The sequence below is a fragment of the Variovorax sp. S12S4 genome (genome assembly GCF_023195515.1).
Taxonomy (GTDB): Bacteria; Pseudomonadota; Gammaproteobacteria; order Burkholderiales; family Burkholderiaceae_C; genus Variovorax.
This window is the reverse complement of the sequence record NZ_JALPKR020000002.1, coordinates 5,310,090-5,329,106: the sequence shown is the minus strand read 5'-3', so window position 1 is coordinate 5,329,106 and position 19,017 is coordinate 5,310,090. Positions and strand designations below refer to the sequence as shown.

The following is a 19,017-nucleotide window of genomic DNA, read 5'->3' as shown; positions in this document are numbered from 1 at the left end:
AAAGTTCGCGTGAGCGCTTGCCAGTGGTCGGATCGCCTGCGCCTTCTGGCTCCGAAAAAAACCCGCCCAAACGAGATTCGTCGGGGCGGGTCAAAAAAGTAGCCTCACTCAGGGAGGAGGGATTCGATTCGAGGCTACCTGTCGAAATCGTAGCAGCCGAGTCGCACCGATGACTACTTAATGATTCATTTCCATTGAGTGCGCGTGTGCGATATGTGGCGCTTTCCGGCTCAATCTGCGCGCCCTGCGATTCGTTGACATTCCTTACGGCCACTCGAATCCAGAATCCGGGCTCGCCGACGGGTTGTCGGCAAATCAACATGCCGCATGCGCTGTGTGCTGCCGCTGTCACGGATCGATCAGGGAAGAAAAACGAGATGAATAAAAACCTCCATCGCATTGTCTTCAATGCGAGGCGCGGGCTGCGCATGGTCGTTCAAGAAACGGCCAAGAGCACCGGGAAGGGATCCTCCAAGGCCACGACCGTCGCGGTCGGTGCATTCGCCGGTGCGGCAGCCTTTGCGCCGATGCTTGTAGGCGCAGCGCTCGCGGGCATGCTGTCGGCCTCACCTGCTCAAGCCCAGATCGTCGGCGCCCCCAACGTTCCCGGGAACCTGCGGCCCACCGTGATGGTCGCGCCGAACGGCGTGCCGCTCGTCAACATCCAGACGCCCAGCGCGGCCGGTGTCAGCAGAAATATATTCAACCAGTTCAACGTGGCCCCCAATGGAGCCATCCTGAACAACAGCAGAACAAATGTAGCCACACAGCTCGGCGGCATCGTCCAGGGCAACCCCTATCTGGCGACCGGCCCCGCGCGCATCATCGTCAACGAGGTGAACGGCGGCAGCCCGAGCCAGTTGCGCGGTTATATCGAAGTCGCGGGGCAGCGTGCCGAGGTGATCATCGCCAACCCTGCGGGCATCAGCATCAATGGGGGCGGCTTCATCAACGCGTCTCGCGCCACGGTGACCACGGGCACGCCGCAATTCAACGCCATCGGCGGTCTCGACAGCTTCCTCGTGCGAGGCGGCACCGTCACCATCGATGGTGCGGGCCTGGATGCCAGCAAGACGGACTATGCGGCCATCCTCGCTCGCGCCGTGCAGCTCAATGCAGCGATCTACGCCACCGACCTCAAGGTGGTCACCGGTGCGAACCAGGTCAGCGCCGACCATACGCAGATCACACCCACGACGGGCACCGGCGCAGCACCTACCTTCGCGCTGGACGTGGCCGCGCTCGGCGGCATGTATGCCGGCAAGATCACGCTCATCGGCACCGAGGCCGGCCTGGGCGTGCGCAACGCCGGCAGCATCGGCGCCAGCAATGGCAACCTCATCGTGACTGCAGCTGGACGGCTCGAGAACACCGGCACTCTCGAAGGCACTCGCCTCGAACTCGCCAGCGCCGGCGACATCGACAACCGCAGCGGCACGATCCGTCAGACCAGCAGCGTGGGCCTTGCGATCACTGCACCGGTGCTGTCCAACACGAACGGCGGAGTCATCGGCATCGAACCGGCGCCAGCACCGGCAACCACCGGCACCAGCGGCGGCACGAGCACCGGAACCGGAACCGGCGCTACCAGCACAGGAACGACGACCACCGGCGCCACTTCCGGCACCAGCGGCACGGCCTCGCCCGCACCGGCACCGTATGTACCCACATCGCCCGGCACCCTCACCGCGGGAGGCGCCATCCTCAATGACGGCGGCAAGATCTACGCTGGCGGCCCGGTCACACTGAACACCCCGCAGATCAACAACGCGGGCGGCGCGCTGTCGGTGGCCAGCATGGCGGTCACGGGCCCAACCTTCAGCAACGCGGGCGGGACGCTCAACGTCAGCAATAGCTTCAGCGCCAACGTGGGGCAGCTGGACAACGCCGGCGGGACGTTGAACGCGGGCAGCCTGAACATTGCGACCAGCGGCGACCTGATCAACGTCGACGGCACGCTCACCAGCGCCACCGATGCCAGCCTCACGGTCGGCGGCCAAGTCGACAACACGCGCGGGTCGATCTCGGCAACGGGCGCGCTGACGGCCAATGTGGCAGGCGCGGTCAACAACACCGCCGGCACCCTGGCCTCGAACCAGGGCCTGACGCTCACCGGCCAGTCCCTGAACAACACCCAGGGCACGCTCCAGTCGGCCGGCGGCAACGTCCAGGCCACCATCGGCCGGCAGCTGTTGAACACCGACGGCCGCATTGCGAGCGGTGCGAACCTCACCATCCAGACCGGCAGCCTCGACGGCACCAAGGGATCGCTGCAAAGCACGGGTGATCTGCACGTCACGGCGGCGCAAGGGTTGACCTCCACAGGCACCAACGCCGCGGGCGGCAACCTGGCGTTGCAGGGCGCCTTTGTCGACCTCTCCGGCAGCCAGACGGGCGCCGCCCACATCGCCGTCACCGCCACCCAGGGCGACGTGACCACCAGCGGTGCCACCGTGGCCACCCCCGGCACCTTGGCCATCACGGCCAATGCACAGCCCGGCCAGACGCTCGTGAACAGCGCCGGCCAGCTGAACGCCGGCCAACTGCAGATCAGCGTCTCGAACCTCGCCAACACCAACGGCGGCGAGATCGTGCAGACCGGCACGGGCGCAACGACCATCGCCACCAGCGGCACCCTGAACAACGACGGCGGCCGCATCGCCAGCAACGGCCAGGACCTGAGCCTGAACAGCGCCAGCATCACCAACACCAGCGGCAAGATCGAGCATGCCGGCGCCGGCACGCTCGCCATCGCGGGCGGCAACTACAGCGGCAGCAACGGCCAGATCACGACCAACGGCGCGCTGGCGGTGGCCCTGTCGGGCGCTTTCAACCAGGACGGCGGGACCACCTACGTCCAGCAGATCGACCTGAGCGCGGGGTCGCTGAGCAACCAGGGCGGCAGCCTCGTCCAGGCCGGCACGGGCGCCACGACCCTGGCTGTGGGCGGCCTGCTGAACAACAACGCCGGCACCATCGCGAGCAACGGCGCCATCGCTGCGAGTGCAGGCTCGGTGAGCAACCAGGGCGGCACGCTGCAGGCGGGCGGCGCCTCCAACCTGAGCCTCACGGCCACCGGGCCACTCGACAACTCGGCCGGCGGCAAGATCCTCGCGGGCGGCGACACCACACTCGCGGCGGGCAGCCTGAACAACAACGCGGGCAGCGTGACCTCGGTCGGCGATCTGAACGCCACCATCGGCGGGGCCGCAACCAACGTGGGTGGCACGCTGGCCGCGAACGGCAACACGACGCTGACCGCGGCCAGCTTGGACAACAGCGGCGGCACGACCGCGGCTGTCACCGGCAACCTGAATGTCACGACCACGGGCGCGACGACGAACAACAGCGGCACCTTGCAAGCCGGCGGCGCGACCACCTTGAGCAATGGCGGTCTGAGCAACCAATCGGGCAAAGTCTTCGGCAACAGCCTGGTGGTGGACACGCACGGCAACACGCTGAACAACACGCAAGGCACGCTGGCCGCGACCACCACGGTGGCGGTGAGCTCGGGCGCGCTGGTGAACGACGCCGGCCTGGTCCAGTCGGGCGACGCCATGACCGTCAACACGAACGGACAGACGCTCACCAACACGAACGCGGCCGGCTACACCAACGGCCAAGGCGGCATCACCAGCGGCGATACGCTCAACTTGACCACCGGAACGGTCGTCAACAGCGCCGGCTTCATCGGCGCGAAGAACGCATTGGTCGCCGACACGCAGGCCTTCTCCAACACGGGTGGAGGCCAGGTGCTCGGGCAGTCCACGGTGGCGATCGACACCAACGGAGCAGGCTACGACAACACCGGCGGCGAGACACTGGCGGTGGGCAACCTCGGCATCAACGCGGGAACGCTGACCAATACCAAGGGCCTGATCCGCTCGGCGGCCACGACGACGCTGAACGCCGGCAGCATCGCCAACACCAATACCCTCGGCACCAATCAAGGCATCGAAGGCCAGAACGTGGCCATCGGCGCGGGGAACCTTGACAACACCTCAGGTGCCATCCGCGCCGACGTCAATGCCACCCTCACCAGCGGCGGCACCGTCAACAACACGAATGGACTGATCTCGGCGGGCGACACGCTCAAGATCGTCGATCCCAACGCGGCCAACCCCGGCGCCAAGACGCTCAACCTGGTGAACACCGGCGGCACGCTGGTGGCCGACAAGAGCCTGCAGATCGATGCCGCGACCTTCAGCGGCGACGGCCGGGCCGTCTCGGGCCAGGACCTGGGCATTGCGCTCACGCAGGACATCGTGAACAACGGCGAGGTGGCCGCCAACGGCAACCTGACCTACACCACCACCGGCAACTTCACGAACAACGGCAAGCTGCTCGCGGGCCAGACGCTCACGGTGGGCGGCAACAACGTGGACAACACGGCCAACGCGGAGATGTCGGGGACGGGTACGGTCGTCAACGCCGCGGGCACGCTGATCAACCGCGGCCTGATCGACAGCACCGGGAAGACCCAGATCAATGCGGGCACGCTGAACAACATCGGCACGGGCCGCATCTACGGCAACGACATCTCCATCGCCGTCGGCACGCTGCTCAACGATGCCGAAACGCTCAATGGCGCGACCAAGGCGGGAACGATTGCGGCACGCAACACCCTGAACATCGGTGCGGGCACCATCACCAACCGCGAGCACGCGCTGATCTTCAGCGGCGGCCTGGGCGCGGGGTCGATGAACATCGGCGGAGCGCTCGACGCCAATCGCCAAGCCATCGGCCAGGGCGCCGTGCTCGACAACCTGAGTGCGGACATCGAGTCGATGGGCGACATGTCCATTGCGATGGCGCAGGTCAACAACCGCGACGTGCATCTGCAGATGGGCACGCCGACGCAAACGTCCGAACTGCGGTTCGGCGTCGCGCCAGTCACCCTGGTCGGCAGCGGTGTCGGCAGGACCACACCTTACGCGCTGGGTGAAGTCACCGTCGACGGTGCCAACGGTTTTGTGTACCGCAAGGACACTGGCGAGCTCGTGGGCATCGGCGGCTACACCGTGTGGAGCAACCTCCTGACCACCACTGAGGACACGGCCATCAACGCCGATCCCGCCCATCTCGTGGCCGGCGGCGACATGAATGTCAACGGCCGCCTGTACAACGAGAACAGCCAGGTGCTGGCGGGCGGGACGATCACCGCCACCGACTACCAGTCCTCCCAGCTGACAGGCTGGCGCACGGTCACGGGCTTGGCGTCGGGGGTCGACAACAACGGGCAGGACCAGGGTCAGAACATTCCGATCACTACCGCGCCGACGACGGTCCTGCTGGGCGGCTACAAATACCAGGAGAACACCAATGCCACCACCGGCTACAACGCCGGCACAGCGCCCGTGGGCGGCGCAGCGGGCGGCGCGGGCGGCACCGGCGGGGTGACCGGCAAGGGACAAGCGACCATCGTGGAAGTGGCGGCCAACGTCGGCGGGGCGGCGCCGACCTCGGGCACCGCAGCAGGCGCGGCCGGCGGGACCGGAGGCGCAGGCGCCCAGACCGTCCCCATGGTGGTGCGCACCAGCCTGCCGAACACGCGTCTGCCCAACGCCAGTTTGTTCAACATCCATGCGGGCCCTGGCCGCTACCTGATCGAGACCGATCCGCGTTTCACGAACAAGCGCATGTGGCTCAGCAGCGACTACCTGCTGAACAACCTAGGCCAGGATCCGAACAACATCCTCAAGCGCCTGGGCGATGGCTTCTACGAACAGAAGCTCATTCGCGAGCAGGTCGCGCAGCTCACGGGCTACCGCTATCTCGATGGCTTCGACAATGATGATGACCAATACACCGCGCTGATGAACGCGGGTGTGACCTTCGCGAAGCAGTACGGCTTGCGTCCAGGGGTAGGGTTGAGCGCGGCGCAGATGGCACAGCTGACCAGCGACATCGTGTGGTTGGTCGAGCAGACGGTCACGCTGCCAGACGGCAGCACCCAGCGTGTGCTGGTGCCGCAGGTCTATGTGCGGGTGCGACCCGGCGATATCGACGGTTCGGGTGCACTGTTGAGCGCGGACGCCGCCATCATCAAGAGCTCGGGCGATGTAACCAATACGGGCACCATCGCCGGCCGCAGTCTGGTCAAGATCGACGCCGAGAACGTGAACAACCTCGGCGGGCGCATCGTCGGCGGCGGCATCGGCATCAATGCCCGCAACGACCTGAACAACATCGGCGGCAGCATCACGGCACGGGATGCCGTGGCGTTGACCGCCGGTCGCGACATCAACATCCAGACGACGACGCAGAGCGCAAGCGGCAATACCGCCATCGACCGCATCGCCGGTGTGTACGTCACCAATCCGGGTGGGACGTTGGTCGCGTCGGCCGGGCGCGACGCCAACCTCGTCGGCGCCGCGCTGGTCAGCGCGGGATCGGCTGCGGTGGGTGCGGGGCGTAACATCAATCTCGGCACGGTCGTCGAGGGCTACACCATCGTGGCGGCCGGCAAGGGTTGGGCGGGAATCTCGTCCGAGACCCACGAGGTCGGCTCGGTCATCCAGGGCCAGGACAACGTGCGCCTCGCGGCCGGCAATGACCTGAACATCCGCGCGGGTGCCGTTCAGAGCACCGACGGCGCCTTGGTCGCCACGGCCAAGAACGACATCAACCTGACCGCGGGCCAGGCCACCACCAGCGTTGCGACGGCCACGCAGAAGTCTTCCAACGGCCTGTTCAGGAAGAGCAGCTCCAGCACCCTCGACAGCACCGCCACCACCGAGGTGCTCTCTAGCAGCCTGAGCGGCAAGTCCGTGGCCGTCGTGGCCGGCAACGACGTCAACCTCCAGGCTGCGCAACTTAGTTCCGACGGCGGGATGAGCCTGTCGGCCGGCCGCGACATCAATCTCACGACCGCCACCAGCAGCAGCACCGAACTGCACGCCAGCCAGCAGCGCACCAGCAGCACGGGCTTGTCGCGGGCCTGGGCACTTGCTTCAGACGCTGGCGGACCGGTCGGCGGCTACGGCAATCGCAAGAATTCGGGCAACAGCACCAGCGTCGATATCACGACCCAGGCGGTCGGCACCACCATCTCGGCCGGCAGCCTGCAGACCGTCAGCGGGCGAGACACCACCTTGCAGGCAGCGACCGTGGTTGCCGATGGGAACGTCACGATGATGGCCGGGCGCAACCTCACCATCGAGAGCGCGCAGAACACCGAACTCAGCAGCAGTTCCTCGGCCAACGCCAAGAGCGGCTTTATCGGTTCCTGGTCGCAGCCTGGGTTGGGCCATATCAAGGACTTCGGCGCCCAGACGACCAGCCGCACCACCCAGCAGGCCAGCCAGGTGGCCAGCCTCAGGGGTAACGTGACGCTGGTGGCCGGCAACGAATACCGCCAGACCGCCAGCAGCGTGATGGCTGCGGGACAGGCCGGCCCGCTCGCCGGCGGCGACGTCAACATCCTGGCGAAGAACGTCACCATCAACGAGGCCTACAACACCGAGCAAAGCATGACGGTGCAGCGCAGTTCCAGCAGCAAGCTGGGCGGCAGCGCCAGCTTCATGGGCATCAGCACGGACAGCCTGCGCAACGCCCAGAGCACCGTCCGGGCGATGGAAGACACCAGCGGCAACGGTCGCATGCAGGCGTTGGGCGCCATCAATCTGGCCATGGCGGGCAAACAGGCGTATGACGCGGGCAACACGCTCGCTGGTGCCCTGAGCGGCAGCGGCCCCAGCCTGAGCAGCATGAGCGAAGCAAGCACGCTGAGCTACGGCGTGAGCGTGACCGCGAGCCGCAACACCAGCCAAGGCACCAGCTTCAGCACCAGCTCCACGGCCGTGGGCTCCAGCGTCACGGGGGCCAACAACGTCAACATTGTTGCCACGGGCGCAGGGGCCAGCTCCAACATCCATGCCGTGGGCTCCACCATCGCGGCGGGCAATAACGTCAACCTGGCGGCGGACAACGACATCACGCTAGAGGCCAGCAAGAACACCAGCGTGACGGCGGGCCAAAATTCCAGTCATGGAACCAGCGTGGGCGTGACCTTCGGGGCCGGCTCACAGAATGGCTTCAGCATTCAACTGGGCGTGCAAAACGGCAAAGGCCGCGATAACCAGAACGAGATCACGTACAACGCCACCCAGGTCTCCGGCGGCAACGCCGTGAACATCTCCAGTGGCCGCAATCTCACGCTCAATGGGGCAACGATCGAAGCCAACCGCGTGAAGGCGGACGTGGGCGGCGACCTGAACATCGCCAGCTTGCAGGACGTGAGCGTGGGCCAGAGCCGGCAGTCCAGCGGCGGCTTCGGCGTGAGCCTGTGCATACCGCCGATCTGCTACGGGGTTGTCGCGACGGTCAGCGCGAACTCGGCCAGCGCCAAAGCCAATGGGGTCTTCATCAGTCCCGCCGTGCAGGCGGGCATCAAGGCTGGGGATGGCGGCTTCGATGTGAACGTCAAGGGCAACACGAACCTGACGGGCGCGGTGATCGAGAGCACGCAGGCGGCCATCGATGCAGGCAAGAACAGCTTTCATACCGGCGGCGCGCTCACGATGAGCGACCTGCAGAACGTGAGCCAGTCGAGCGGGAGCAGTTATTCGGTCGGAGGCAGCGTGGGCCTGGGATACACGACGCCCAGCAACCCGAGTCCATCTTGGAGCCCCCATGAGGGACAGTCGGCGGTGCCACTGAGCGGCAGTCCTGGGCTCGGCAGCTACAGCGGCAACAACCAGGCCAGCGTTACGAGGTCCGGCATCTCGGGAATTGCGGGCGACCAGAGCGTCAGGACGGGTGACGCCAGCAGCGCAGGTACCCTGATCAAGGACTGGAACACCCAGACCATCATTCAGAATGTGCAAGCCCAGGCACAGCTGACGCAGCAGTTCAACCAGAACATCGCGCGCGAGATCGGCACCTATGCGGGCAAACAGGCCGCAGAGTTGCGCAACCAAGCGGGCAAGGAGAGTGATCCGGACAAGAAGCAGGCCTTGCTCGACGAGGCCGCCAAATGGGACGAGGACGGAAGGTATCGCGTGGCCGCCCACATGGGGGCGGGGTTGCTGAGCGGTGGGGTGGCCGGGGCGATCGGAGCGGGCGCGAGTGCGGCGCTGATGCCCAGGATTGGCGACGCGATCGACCAGATGGGATTGGAGACGCCCGTCGCGCAGGCGTTGGGGGCCATCACCGCGGCGGCCATCGGAGGGATTGCCGGAGGCACAGCCGGTGCAGTCAGTGCGGCGAGCGTGGATGTCAACAACAGGCAGTTGCATCCGACAGAGCGTCAATTGATCGGCAAGCTTGCTGCCGATAAAGCCAAGCAGCTGTGCGCTGGTAGCAGCGAATGCGAGAAAAAGGCAACCGTCTACTGGACAGACATTCTGGAGAAGACCGCGAAGGGCCAAGTCGACAACGATGAGAACGCGAAGAATGCGGCGTATCTGGCGACCCTTCTTGCGACGACGCTGGATCCCAACAGCGAAGGCGCCCGCGGCGGCGTGGAGCGATACGTTCAAGACTTGCGCGAAGCGCAAAACATCCTGAGCCCGTATGTCGGCAGCCCCATCGTAGTCAACGGGGTCACCCAGCACAGCTATGGAAGCAACGGGGATGTGCAAACCTACTTCAGCGCCACGCCAGAACAGCAAGCCGATCCGTACATCAATACATTCTTTGGGCAGGCGGCGAGCCTGATCGTGCTTGATCTGGCCAAGCGCGATGCCACTCGACTGGAGAATTTCCGCGCGCGGAACGGCTCGGCGACGCCCGATCACATCGTTGAGGAATTGGTTCTGGGTGGGGCCATCATCAATCGTGGCCTCGGCACGGTTGCCCGTCTTGCCGAATCCCTGGACGTGGCGTTGGCCGGAAAGGTCGTGCCGTCGTCAGGTGGCAATATCAGCGCACAGAAGATGACGATGGAGGGGATGCCGGTGAAGCTGACCTCGTCAGACCTGAACATGCTGTCTCAAATCGAGAAGCTACCCAATACAACCTTGCAAGGCGATGTCCGCGAGTTGGTGGCCGACAATTATTTCATTCGCAATGGCTACACCCCTCTCAATGGAAAATGCGGCAGCAATTGCTTTGATGGCGTCTACTTGAAGGATGGCAAAGTCTATGTCAGCGAGGTCAAACCTCTTAATGCGGATGGAACCATCAAATTGAGTCCGCAAAATACAACAACCAATTTGAAGCCGCAAATGTCAGATGATTGGATCACCGATACGGTGAAGACGCTAAGAGACTCCAAAATCCCGGCATCCATACGCACAGCGGATGCCATCGAGGCCGCCCGGAAGAGCGGCAACCTCGTTAAGATCGTATCGGGTGTGAATCAGAATGGCATGACCATCGTCAAGTTGAGGTGAACAGCAATGACTATGAGGACTCGTGAGCAAAGGTTGACCGATTTGTTGATCCTCGAAGAAAGAGATCGACCGGAAGACATTGAACGGATCTTATATCGTAGAAATAAGGTAGTGCTGGGAGCGGTTCTGACGAGTCTCGCGAGCCTATCTGAAACTCGCGGGGTGCATGCCTATTTCGTTGAGGGTAGCGCGCGCGCTGAAACAGCACTTCTACGTGGCAAGCAAATTGACATTGGCCAGCGTGGGACAGGACGGGGGTGCGGAATTCCATCTCGCGGGCAATTTTTTATATGGCCTCCTATCTGACAACATTGAGGTCATCAATGCATTGGCGAATGTAGAAACGCCGGATTTTATTCGGGAACGAGACAATCCCCTCTGGGCAAGATTTCATGTGCATATGCTGCAACTCGCGATTCGCGACGAGCATGAAGCGCTGCAGGCCAAGATCGAAAAGTTGGCCAAGAATGGCAAAAAGCCAGAGCGCGAAGAGTGCGCGAAGGGGCAGGATTTCTACTCCCTTCTTTTGAAGCGAGACAAGGCAGGCCTGGAGCGGCTAATTCAAGACAGGCATGCCCCCATCAAGAGCGTCAACGCTCACATTAAGGACTTCATGTCCTATCTTGGCACCCTGGAAACCAAGCTCTGCTGGCTCAAAGGCATCCCTGTGCAAATCGAGAATCCCCTCGTTCCCATGGAGTTGATGCCAATAGAGCCGTTGGCGCATTACGACGATGAGTACGAGTTCCTCAAACCCGGATGGGTCCCTCCCGCACAAGGGTTGCTCGGAAAGGTCAGCCGTTGGCTCAAGCCGAGCCAATGATTGGGTAACACGTCCGGGGATTTGCCACTAGGAATAGCTTGCGCTAAGACATGAATCTGGTCGCATCCGGAAATAGGAGAAAAGAACCATTAAATCAGATTGAGATAAGTTGACATGAATAATTTGACTCGAGAACAGGGGCTGCAAAATGTACTAAATGCAGAGGAAGCCAGTCTGCCTCGTCAAATGGACTGGTTTTTGCACCGACGAAAAAGTGTTCGGCTCGGATCAATTTTGTGTGGCTTGGCAGGCCTATCTGAAACGCGCGGCGTGCACGCCTACTTTATTGAGGGCAATGCGCAAGCAATGAAGCAACATTTTTACGTGGCAAGCAAATTGAAGTTGGCCAGCTTAGGGCAGGATGGAGGCGCGGATTTCAGTCTTCCGGGTGACTGCTTTTATGCGCTTCTATCTGACAATATCGAGATCATCAATGCGATGGCAAATGTAGAGAACCCTCAGTTGATTCGAGAGAGAGGGAATCCTCTAACGGGAAGATTTGAGCTTCACATGTTGCAGCTCGCGATTCGCGACGAGCACGAAGCGCTGCAGACCAAGATTGAGAAGATGGCCAAGAATGGAAGAAAGCCTTGGCGCGAAGAGTGCGCGAAAGGAGAGGATTTTTATTCTCTGCTTCTGAAACGTGACAAGGCTGGTCTAGAGCGATTGATTCAAGACAAGCATGCTCGCATCAAGAGCGTCGACGTTCGGATTGAAGACTTCATGTCCTATCTTGGCACCCTGGAAGCCAAACTCTGCTGGCTCAAAGGCATCCCTGTGCAGATCGAGAGCCCGCTCGTTCCCATGGAGTTGATGCCAATAGAGCCGTTGGCGCACTACGACGATGAGTACGAGTTCCTCAAACCCGGCTGGGTCCCCCTGCACAAGGGTTGCTCGGAAAGGTCAGTCGTTGGCTCAAGCCGAGCCAATGATTGGATAGCCCCTCCACCGATTTGCCGCGAGAAATGGCGCGCGCGAAGACATGAATCCGGTTGCATCCGGAAATAACAGAAAAGAACCATGAAGCTGTCACACATTTCCCCTCACCGCATCGCTGCGTTCACAGCCCTCGCGGCAGGCCTTCTCCTCCTGTCCGACTGCGCCACCAAGCTCACCCAGCCCCTCACCGGCTACACCTGCTGCAACCTGCGCCCCGACTACGGCTGGGTCTCCAGCACCAATATGCTCGGCGGCCCGATCATGCCGTTCGGCGAGCCGGCGGTGCTCGACACCATGAAGCGGGACCGCTACCTCTACGGCACCATCGGCAGCGACTACGTCTCGCTGCGCGACGACACATCGCGCAGCAGGGAAGACGTGCTGCGCTGGGCGCGCCAGATCGTGGTGCCCGCCGATCCCAAGCTGACGCTCGCCAACTGGAGCCCGGAGGTGCAGAAGGCCGTGTACTCGGCCAAGGTCATGGTCGGCATGACCCGGCCCCAGGTGCTGATGGCGCTGAGCTATCCCTCGCGCAACGACACCAAGGATCTGAACGCCAATACCTGGCGCTACTGGACAGTGCAGGAAGACGAGTCGGTCGATGTGCTCTTCGGCGCCGATGGCGCGGTGAGCGGCTTCTCCGGCAAGCCCTCGGCGGTTCGCACGGTCGAATTCCGGCGCTGATCACCATGGTGCATTCCTCGATCGTGCCTCGGCGCACGCGCATGGCGGTGGCCGTGGCCCTCGCCGCTTCTCCGTTGTGGGCGGTCGCGCAGCAGACCCCGACAACGCCCCAATCCTTCATCGAGCAACAACGCCAGCAGGAACGCGAACGCGCCCTGCGCGAGCAGAACGAGCGCACCGTCGACCAACGCCTGCAGGCCGCGCCGCCTGCACCGGTGGCACGCATTCCCGAGACCGAAGCCCCGTGTTTTCGCATCGACCGCGTGCTGCTGGTCGGCGAGCAGGCCGAGGCCTTCCAGTGGGCGGTCTCTGATCTGTCCGGTCCTGATGGCAACGATTCACCGATCGGCCGCTGCCTGGGCACGGCGGGCGTGAACGTGGTGCTCGCGCGCGCCCAGCAGGCGGCGATTGCGCGCGGCTTTGTCACCACCCGCGTGCTGGCCGCGCCGCAGGATCTTTCCACCGGCACCCTGACCCTGTCGCTGGTGCCCGGGCGCATCGCGGCCATCCGCCTGACGCCGGATTCTTCGGCCACGCTGCTGGGCAGCGGCGCCTTGCTGGGTTCGGCCATTCCGGCCCGGCCGGGTGACCTGCTGAACCTGCGCGACATCGAGCAGGGGTTGGAGAACCTCAAGCGCGCCCCCACGGCCGAGGCCGACATCCAGATCGAGCCCTCAACCGCGCCCAACGCCAGGCCGGGCGACAGCGACCTGGTGGTCAAGTACGTGCAGGCCCGGAAGTGGCGCGTGGCCCTGAGCCTGGACGACAGCGGCACCGAGGCCACGGGCCGCTACCAGGCCGGCGCCACGGTGTCGGTGGACAACCCCTTCGGGCTGAACGACCTGTTCTACCTGAGCGCCAACCACAGCATCAACAGCCACTTTCTCTCGGAGCCGAGCTACGGTACCGAGGGCCAGACGGTGCATTACTCGCTGCCGTACGGCTACTGGATGCTGGGGTTCACGGCCTCGAACAGCCAGTACCACCAGAGCGTGGAGAGTTTCAACGGCCCGATCACCTATGCCGGCAAGTCCAACAACGCCGAAGTGAAGCTCTCGCGCCTGCTGTACCGCGACCAGAGCCGCAAGACGACGCTGGCGCTCAAGGGCTTCCGCAGGGAGTCGCGCAGCATCATCGAGGACACGGAAGTGCCAGTGCAGCACCAGGTGGTGGGAGGTTGGGAGCTCGGCCTGAACCACAAGGAGTTCATCGGCGAGGCCACGCTGGAGGGCACGCTGGCGTTCAAGCATGGCACGGGCGGCTTTGGCGCCCGGACCTCGCCGCAGGAGATCTACCACCGCGACAACCCCGCCGAGCCGCTGGACGGCACCTCGCGCATGAAGCTGTACACGGCCGAGGTGAGCCTGAATGCGCCTTTCAAGCTGGGGGCGCAGAAGCTGCGCTATTCGGGGCTGGTGCGCGCGCAGTGGAACCGCACGCCGCTGATGTCGCAGGACCGGTTCGCCATCGGCGGGCGCTACACGGTGCGCGGTTTCGACGGCGAGACGAGCCTCATGGGCGAGCGGGGCTGGCTGATTCGCAACGACATCGGGTGGGCCATGGGCCAGAGCGGGGCGGAGCTGTATGTCGGCGCCGACTACGGGCATGTGGGCGGGCGCTCGACGGCCGACCAACTCGGCCGCAGCCTGGCGGGTGCGGTGGTCGGGGTGCGAGGGCAGTGGAGCAAGTTGAGCTATGACTTCTTCATGGGGGCGCCCATCAGCAAGCCGCAGGGGTATCGCACGGCCAGGACCACCTTTGGATTCAATCTGAACGCAAGTTTCTAAACCACAGGGAGTATCAAGAAAATGAAAAAACAAGTGATCGCGAAGGCCGTTGCCTTGCTCGCAATCGGCGCACTGCATGGCTGCGGCGCGGCGGCAGTCCATAGGGCATAACGCCTCAAGCGAGGCGTCGTTCTCTGGCCTCTCGGGCTAGAAGCCAGGGCCGTCCGGTGATGGCCGACTCGGCCGGCGCCTTGTGTCTTTCAAATCCACAAAAACTTCAGATCCCATGCGCAAGTACCTCATCCTTCTCACCATCGCGGGATCGCTCATCGCGCCGATGGTTCATGCACAGCCGAAGCCGGCGCCGGAGTGCCGAAGTCAGCAAGTCGAGAAATCGCGTGTCGAGATGTGCCTCGTGCGCGGTGCAGCGTTCCAACACGACACCTACATGCTGCGCGTCGACGGTGCACCGATCTTTGCACTCATCGACGATTACGCCGAGCAAGTCGAACTGACGCATGCTCTTCCCGAGGGTCTCACCATCGAGCTTCCGCTGTCCCAACAAGGTGGGAAGGTCGTGAAGATCGTTGGCGGCTGTCTGCCCGAGAGCAAGGACGGGGCGGAAGTCGCCAGGGTATGTAATTTTCACTGGGGCAAGCACCATGTGGTCAAGGACCAGCGGTTCGAATTCCATTGAGAACGCGGGCGACCATAGCGCCAAAACGCTCGCCCCAAGCATGGAAAGCTCAGGAGACGAAGCGCAAGAGCACTCCGTCCAATCGAGGCCTGGCATCGGCTGAAATCCACATCAGAGCAAGCAGCATGAAGCAGAGCGAATCCCTCTCGGCAAGCGATGTCGGCGCGAACGCAGGTCCAGGGCCCGGGAACACGCACGAGGCGCCATCGGCGTCGGGTGGCCGCGACTTCTACAACGTGCCGGCGATGTACGGCATCTTCCGCGTAGCCAACAGCTGGCGAGTCACCCTGAGCCGCGCGGGAACGCGGTTCATGAGGAGCTTCGCCTTCAGCCGGTATGGCGGCGAGGCCGCTGCACTGGCGTGCGCGCAGGCCTGTCGGGACGAGATCGTGCGCAACCATCTGCCGCCCGAGCGCAGCGACCTGGCGCAGAAACTGCGCACCACCAACAAGAGCGGCGTCTCCGGCGTGACCTTCCGCTTCAACGCCAAGGGCGAAATCATGAGCTGGCACGCGATCACCCGTGTGAGCGCGGATCGCCTGCTGACCAAGTCCTTCGGCGTGGGCCGTTATGGCGCGGCACAGGCCGAGTGTCTGGCGATTGCGGAGCGCGAGAAGCAACTGGAGGCCATGAAAGGACTGCGGAACGTTCATCCCGCCGAAGCACGCGTGAGGGCGACTACACAGAAGGCGCCGAATGCCGCCAAGGCCACGGCGTCCAGGTCGAAACGAACGCTGCCCGAGCCCATTCCCGTCGTCGAGATTCTCAGAAAAAACAACAGCTCGGGCATTCCCGGGGTCTCGTGCGTCAAGGGCGCCGATGGGTTGCCCCGCTACTGGCTGGCCAAGACGGGCGGAATCGACGGCCGGTACGTCGTCGAATGGTTCTCCGTGACAACGCACGGCAATGAAAAGGCCCGCTTGCTGGCGATCGATGCGCGCCGCGCGCAGCTCGAGCGGAAAGCGCAGCTTCGGGCAGAGCCCTCGGCTTGAATGAGCCCTCCGCATTCGCCCCAGCGAAGCCGGCGCCCCTTCCTCCTGGGCGCCTTGATCGGTGTCGCGGTCCTGCAGGTCCTCACGGTCGCCTAGCTGGCGCACTCGCAGGTGCAGGCGGTCCGGGAGCGGCAGGCCCTGGAGGCGGCTGCGCGCGCGAGGGCGGTGCGCTGCTTCGAGCGGACGGTGCATCGCGGGAAAGACGCGTGCCGCGTAGAGGCAGTGGACGCCGCGCGCTGAGCGAGTGGCCGCATTGTGCAAGCAGATTTCCAAGTACTGGAAACGTTCGACGCGCAAGCGATCGGATCGTGGCAAATCAAACAATCGGGGAGTCAGAGAATTCAGCACCGCAGCGGGTCGGGTGAAATTTTTCACGATCCCCGATGGCAGTTACGCAAAGCGATCAGTGTGCCATTCCGATTCGGTCATTTCGCACACAAAGCGCCGACCCAACAGGGATGGTGGTGCATATCATCTCGGCCCCGGCTACCACAGCCGTTTGAACACGATAGAGAAGAATTTTGAAAACCGCCATCACTGTTACCGCCTTCGGGATTGCTTTGATCCTGATCTCTGCGCTTCCCTCCACAGCACCCCTGTCAGAACCAATCGACTTCACCGCCTCGTCGCCGCAGCCGCAGCCGCAGCCGCAGCCGTAGTTGAACGCCGTTGATTGCGCCTGATGTGCTACATCAAACAATATTGTCGATCAGCGGCAGTTCCATGAAGGCCCCTCGTGCTCGTTCACGAGAGAGCGCTGCTCCTGCAGCAACCAGTGCGATTGAACACTTCGTGCGAAAAAAGAAGACTCGGTCGCAAGGAAAAAGCCTCTTCTATTTCTATTGGCCGCCGGGCTGTGTGGGGTCTTGGGCGGATGTGCTCAGTTGCATCCTGAAGGGGCGAATGCCCAAGCTCAGGTGGCGTTGGCTGATCAAAATAGCCAGAGTGTTGTGGCAAATGCCGTCGTGCCTTCGGTCCAAGACCCTGAGCCATACATTGCCCCTCTACCTGATGAGGAAGTGTCGCCTCGGGCCGACGTGCAACGCGCAGTGGAATCGAGAGCTGCTCAGCGTGGCATCGCCTCATGGTATGGCAGACCATTCCATGGCCGTCGAACAGCGAGCGGGGAGGTTTTCAACATGAATGAGTTGACGGCCGCACATCGCACGCTTCCATTGGGAAGCTATGCCCGCATATCGACATCGACCGGCGACCAGAAATCGGTGGTGGTTCGAATCAATGATCGCGGGCCATTCATCCGCAATCGCATCATCGACCTGTCGTATGCGGCGGCCTTGTCGCTCGGTCTTCAGCGCGTTGGCACGATGCAGGTGGAGGTTGTTCGTCTTGGCAAGGTGCGGGCTTTGGACTGAAGTTCCTCAGGACGAGTTTCCAAGCCTCGGACCTTGCGCGTGAGAATGCTGATCCGGGCGTTCGACTCCACCAGCAATGAGGCCGCGGCATCGCGCTGTGCCTTCAGGTCCTGGATAGTCTCCTGTGCAGTACGGGATCGCTGCCGTTGCTTCAGAAGGCGTTGACGCTCGGACGGAGCTCTTTCGCCGACTTGGTTCTTCACGTATGCCTGGATGTCCGCAACAAGGACGGGAAACTGGGCCTTCTTGAGCGCAGTAGAGTCGCAGCCCGCCTCCTTGGCCACATTGTTCTGACTAACGGGCGTACCCATCGGGAGTAGCTTGCCTGCGTCCACCTTGAGGCCCTCGAAGGCCTCGCGAAAGTTCGCTTCAGCATTTTTAGGCTTCGGCAACGTCATAGAACTTTCCAATGGCTTGCTTCTCGGGCTGAAGGCTTCGGTGCCTAGGCGAATGGGGGTGACGGTTCTCAGCTGTTCGTCAGTCCTCAAGAGGTCCGTATCGCAGGCACTCTGCGCAGTTCAGGCTGCAGCTGTGCCATGACATTCGCTCTGGCGTTCTAGGTCGGCGCGATGCCCAGCGGAAGTACGCCCTCTCAGCCAACCTCATCCAGATGTGGCTGACGCAGTTCGACCGCGGCGAACTCAGCAACGAGGAGGTCGAGGCGGCTCTTGTGGCCGGCTACGAAGCGAAGATCGCAGCCTTGGAGCGCAAGGTTGGTGAGCTCCGAAAGACAAGAAATCTCGATGTACAGGATCGCTTTCACAACCCGTGCAGCGCCATCTTTAGCTGCGTGTTCAGAATTGACAGATGGCGACAAGGGCTTCGGCGCCGGATGTCTCGCGCTGAAGGCCTAGTCGGGCCGCAGGGCGTCGATCGTGGTGTCGGCATCGGGCCGCGCCAGCGTCTGCAACCCCGATGTGCGGGGCGACTGCGGAAGCGGCGTCTGCGGCAGCGGTGGCAAATGAACTGGCGCCGGGGGCTTGCCTCGACGCCTCTTGCTCAAATGTCCCGCAACAGCTGCCTGAACTCGTCCACGTCCTCGAAGCTGCGGTACACCGAGGCAAAGCGCACGTAGGCCACCTTGTCGAGCTTCTTGAGCTCGCGCATGACGAGCTCGCCGACCTTGGTCGAATCGATTTCGCGCAGGCCGCTGGCCAGCAGCTTCTGCTCGATGCGCAGCAGCGCGTTGTCGATCTGCTCGATGCTCACCGGCCGCTTGCGCAGCGCCAGCATCATCGAGGCACGCACCTTGGTCGAGTCGAAGTCGGCGCGGCTGCCGTCCTTCTTCACAACGACCGGAAAGTTGACGTCCGGCCGCTCGTACGTTGTAAAGCGCTTGTCGCAGGCGCTGCACTGGCGGCGCCTGCGCACGAAGTCGGCGTCCTCCGAAACGCGGGTCTCGACGACCTGCGTTTCAAGATGACCGCAAAAAGGGCATTTCATGC

General features: G+C 63.2%; 11 protein-coding genes. 8 read left to right on the top strand and 3 right to left on the bottom strand.

Going from position 1 to position 19,017, the window contains the following annotated elements; translation table 11 throughout:
- Positions 1-377: 377 nt before the first annotated feature.
- The 8 genes from M0765_RS26060 to M0765_RS29320 all read left to right on the top strand — a co-directional run bounded on the left by M0765_RS26060 (position 378) and on the right by M0765_RS29320 (position 17,572).
- The gene (locus tag M0765_RS26060; RefSeq protein WP_258506986.1) at positions 378-10,337 is read left to right on the top strand and encodes a two-partner secretion domain-containing protein; all 9,960 of its coding nucleotides are present in this window, start codon (positions 378-380) and stop codon (positions 10,335-10,337) included.
- Between the two features lie 166 nt (positions 10,338-10,503).
- Positions 10,504-11,160, top strand: a complete 657-nt coding sequence (locus M0765_RS26055; RefSeq protein WP_258506985.1) for an immunity 49 family protein — start codon at positions 10,504-10,506, stop codon at positions 11,158-11,160.
- Positions 11,161-11,274: 114 nt separating this feature from the next.
- Positions 11,275-12,168 carry an immunity 49 family protein gene (locus tag M0765_RS26050; RefSeq protein WP_258506983.1) on the top strand — a complete coding sequence of 298 codons (894 nt, stop codon included), beginning with the start codon at positions 11,275-11,277 and terminating at the stop codon, positions 12,166-12,168.
- A gap of 12 nt (positions 12,169-12,180) precedes the next feature.
- On the top strand, positions 12,181-12,783 hold the full coding sequence (locus tag M0765_RS26045) for a hypothetical protein (protein ID WP_258506981.1): 603 nt from the start codon (positions 12,181-12,183) through the stop codon (positions 12,781-12,783).
- Between the two features lie 41 nt (positions 12,784-12,824).
- Complete coding sequence (locus M0765_RS26040; protein WP_258508465.1) at positions 12,825-14,570, top strand: ShlB/FhaC/HecB family hemolysin secretion/activation protein; 1,746 nt, start codon at positions 12,825-12,827, stop codon at positions 14,568-14,570.
- Positions 14,571-14,796: 226 nt separating this feature from the next.
- Positions 14,797-15,207, top strand: a complete 411-nt coding sequence (locus tag M0765_RS26035) for a hypothetical protein (RefSeq protein ID WP_258506979.1) — start codon at positions 14,797-14,799, stop codon at positions 15,205-15,207.
- A 125-nt stretch (positions 15,208-15,332) separates the two neighbouring features.
- Positions 15,333-16,199, top strand: a complete 867-nt coding sequence (locus M0765_RS26030; protein ID WP_258506977.1) for an AP2 domain-containing protein — start codon at positions 15,333-15,335, stop codon at positions 16,197-16,199.
- A 917-nt stretch (positions 16,200-17,116) separates the two neighbouring features.
- Positions 17,117-17,572: a septal ring lytic transglycosylase RlpA family protein gene (locus tag M0765_RS29320; protein ID WP_446751614.1), complete on the top strand. Its 456-nt coding sequence runs from the start codon at positions 17,117-17,119 to the stop codon at positions 17,570-17,572.
- Here M0765_RS29320 and M0765_RS26020 read toward each other — a convergent pair.
- From M0765_RS26020 to nrdR, 3 genes are all read right to left on the bottom strand, one after another.
- Positions 17,509-17,970, bottom strand: a complete 462-nt coding sequence (locus M0765_RS26020) for a hypothetical protein (protein ID WP_258506974.1) — start codon at positions 17,968-17,970, stop codon at positions 17,509-17,511. The two genes, M0765_RS29320 and M0765_RS26020, sit on opposite strands and share 64 nt — an antisense overlap.
- Before the next feature lie 194 nt (positions 17,971-18,164).
- Entirely contained in the window at positions 18,165-18,335 is a 171-nt protein-coding gene (locus M0765_RS26015; RefSeq protein WP_258506973.1) for a hypothetical protein, read from the bottom strand.
- A 236-nt stretch (positions 18,336-18,571) separates the two neighbouring features.
- Positions 18,572-19,015: a transcriptional regulator NrdR gene (gene nrdR / locus M0765_RS26010; RefSeq protein ID WP_007836918.1), complete on the bottom strand. Its 444-nt coding sequence runs from the start codon at positions 19,013-19,015 to the stop codon at positions 18,572-18,574.
- Positions 19,016-19,017: the final 2 nt, after the last annotated feature.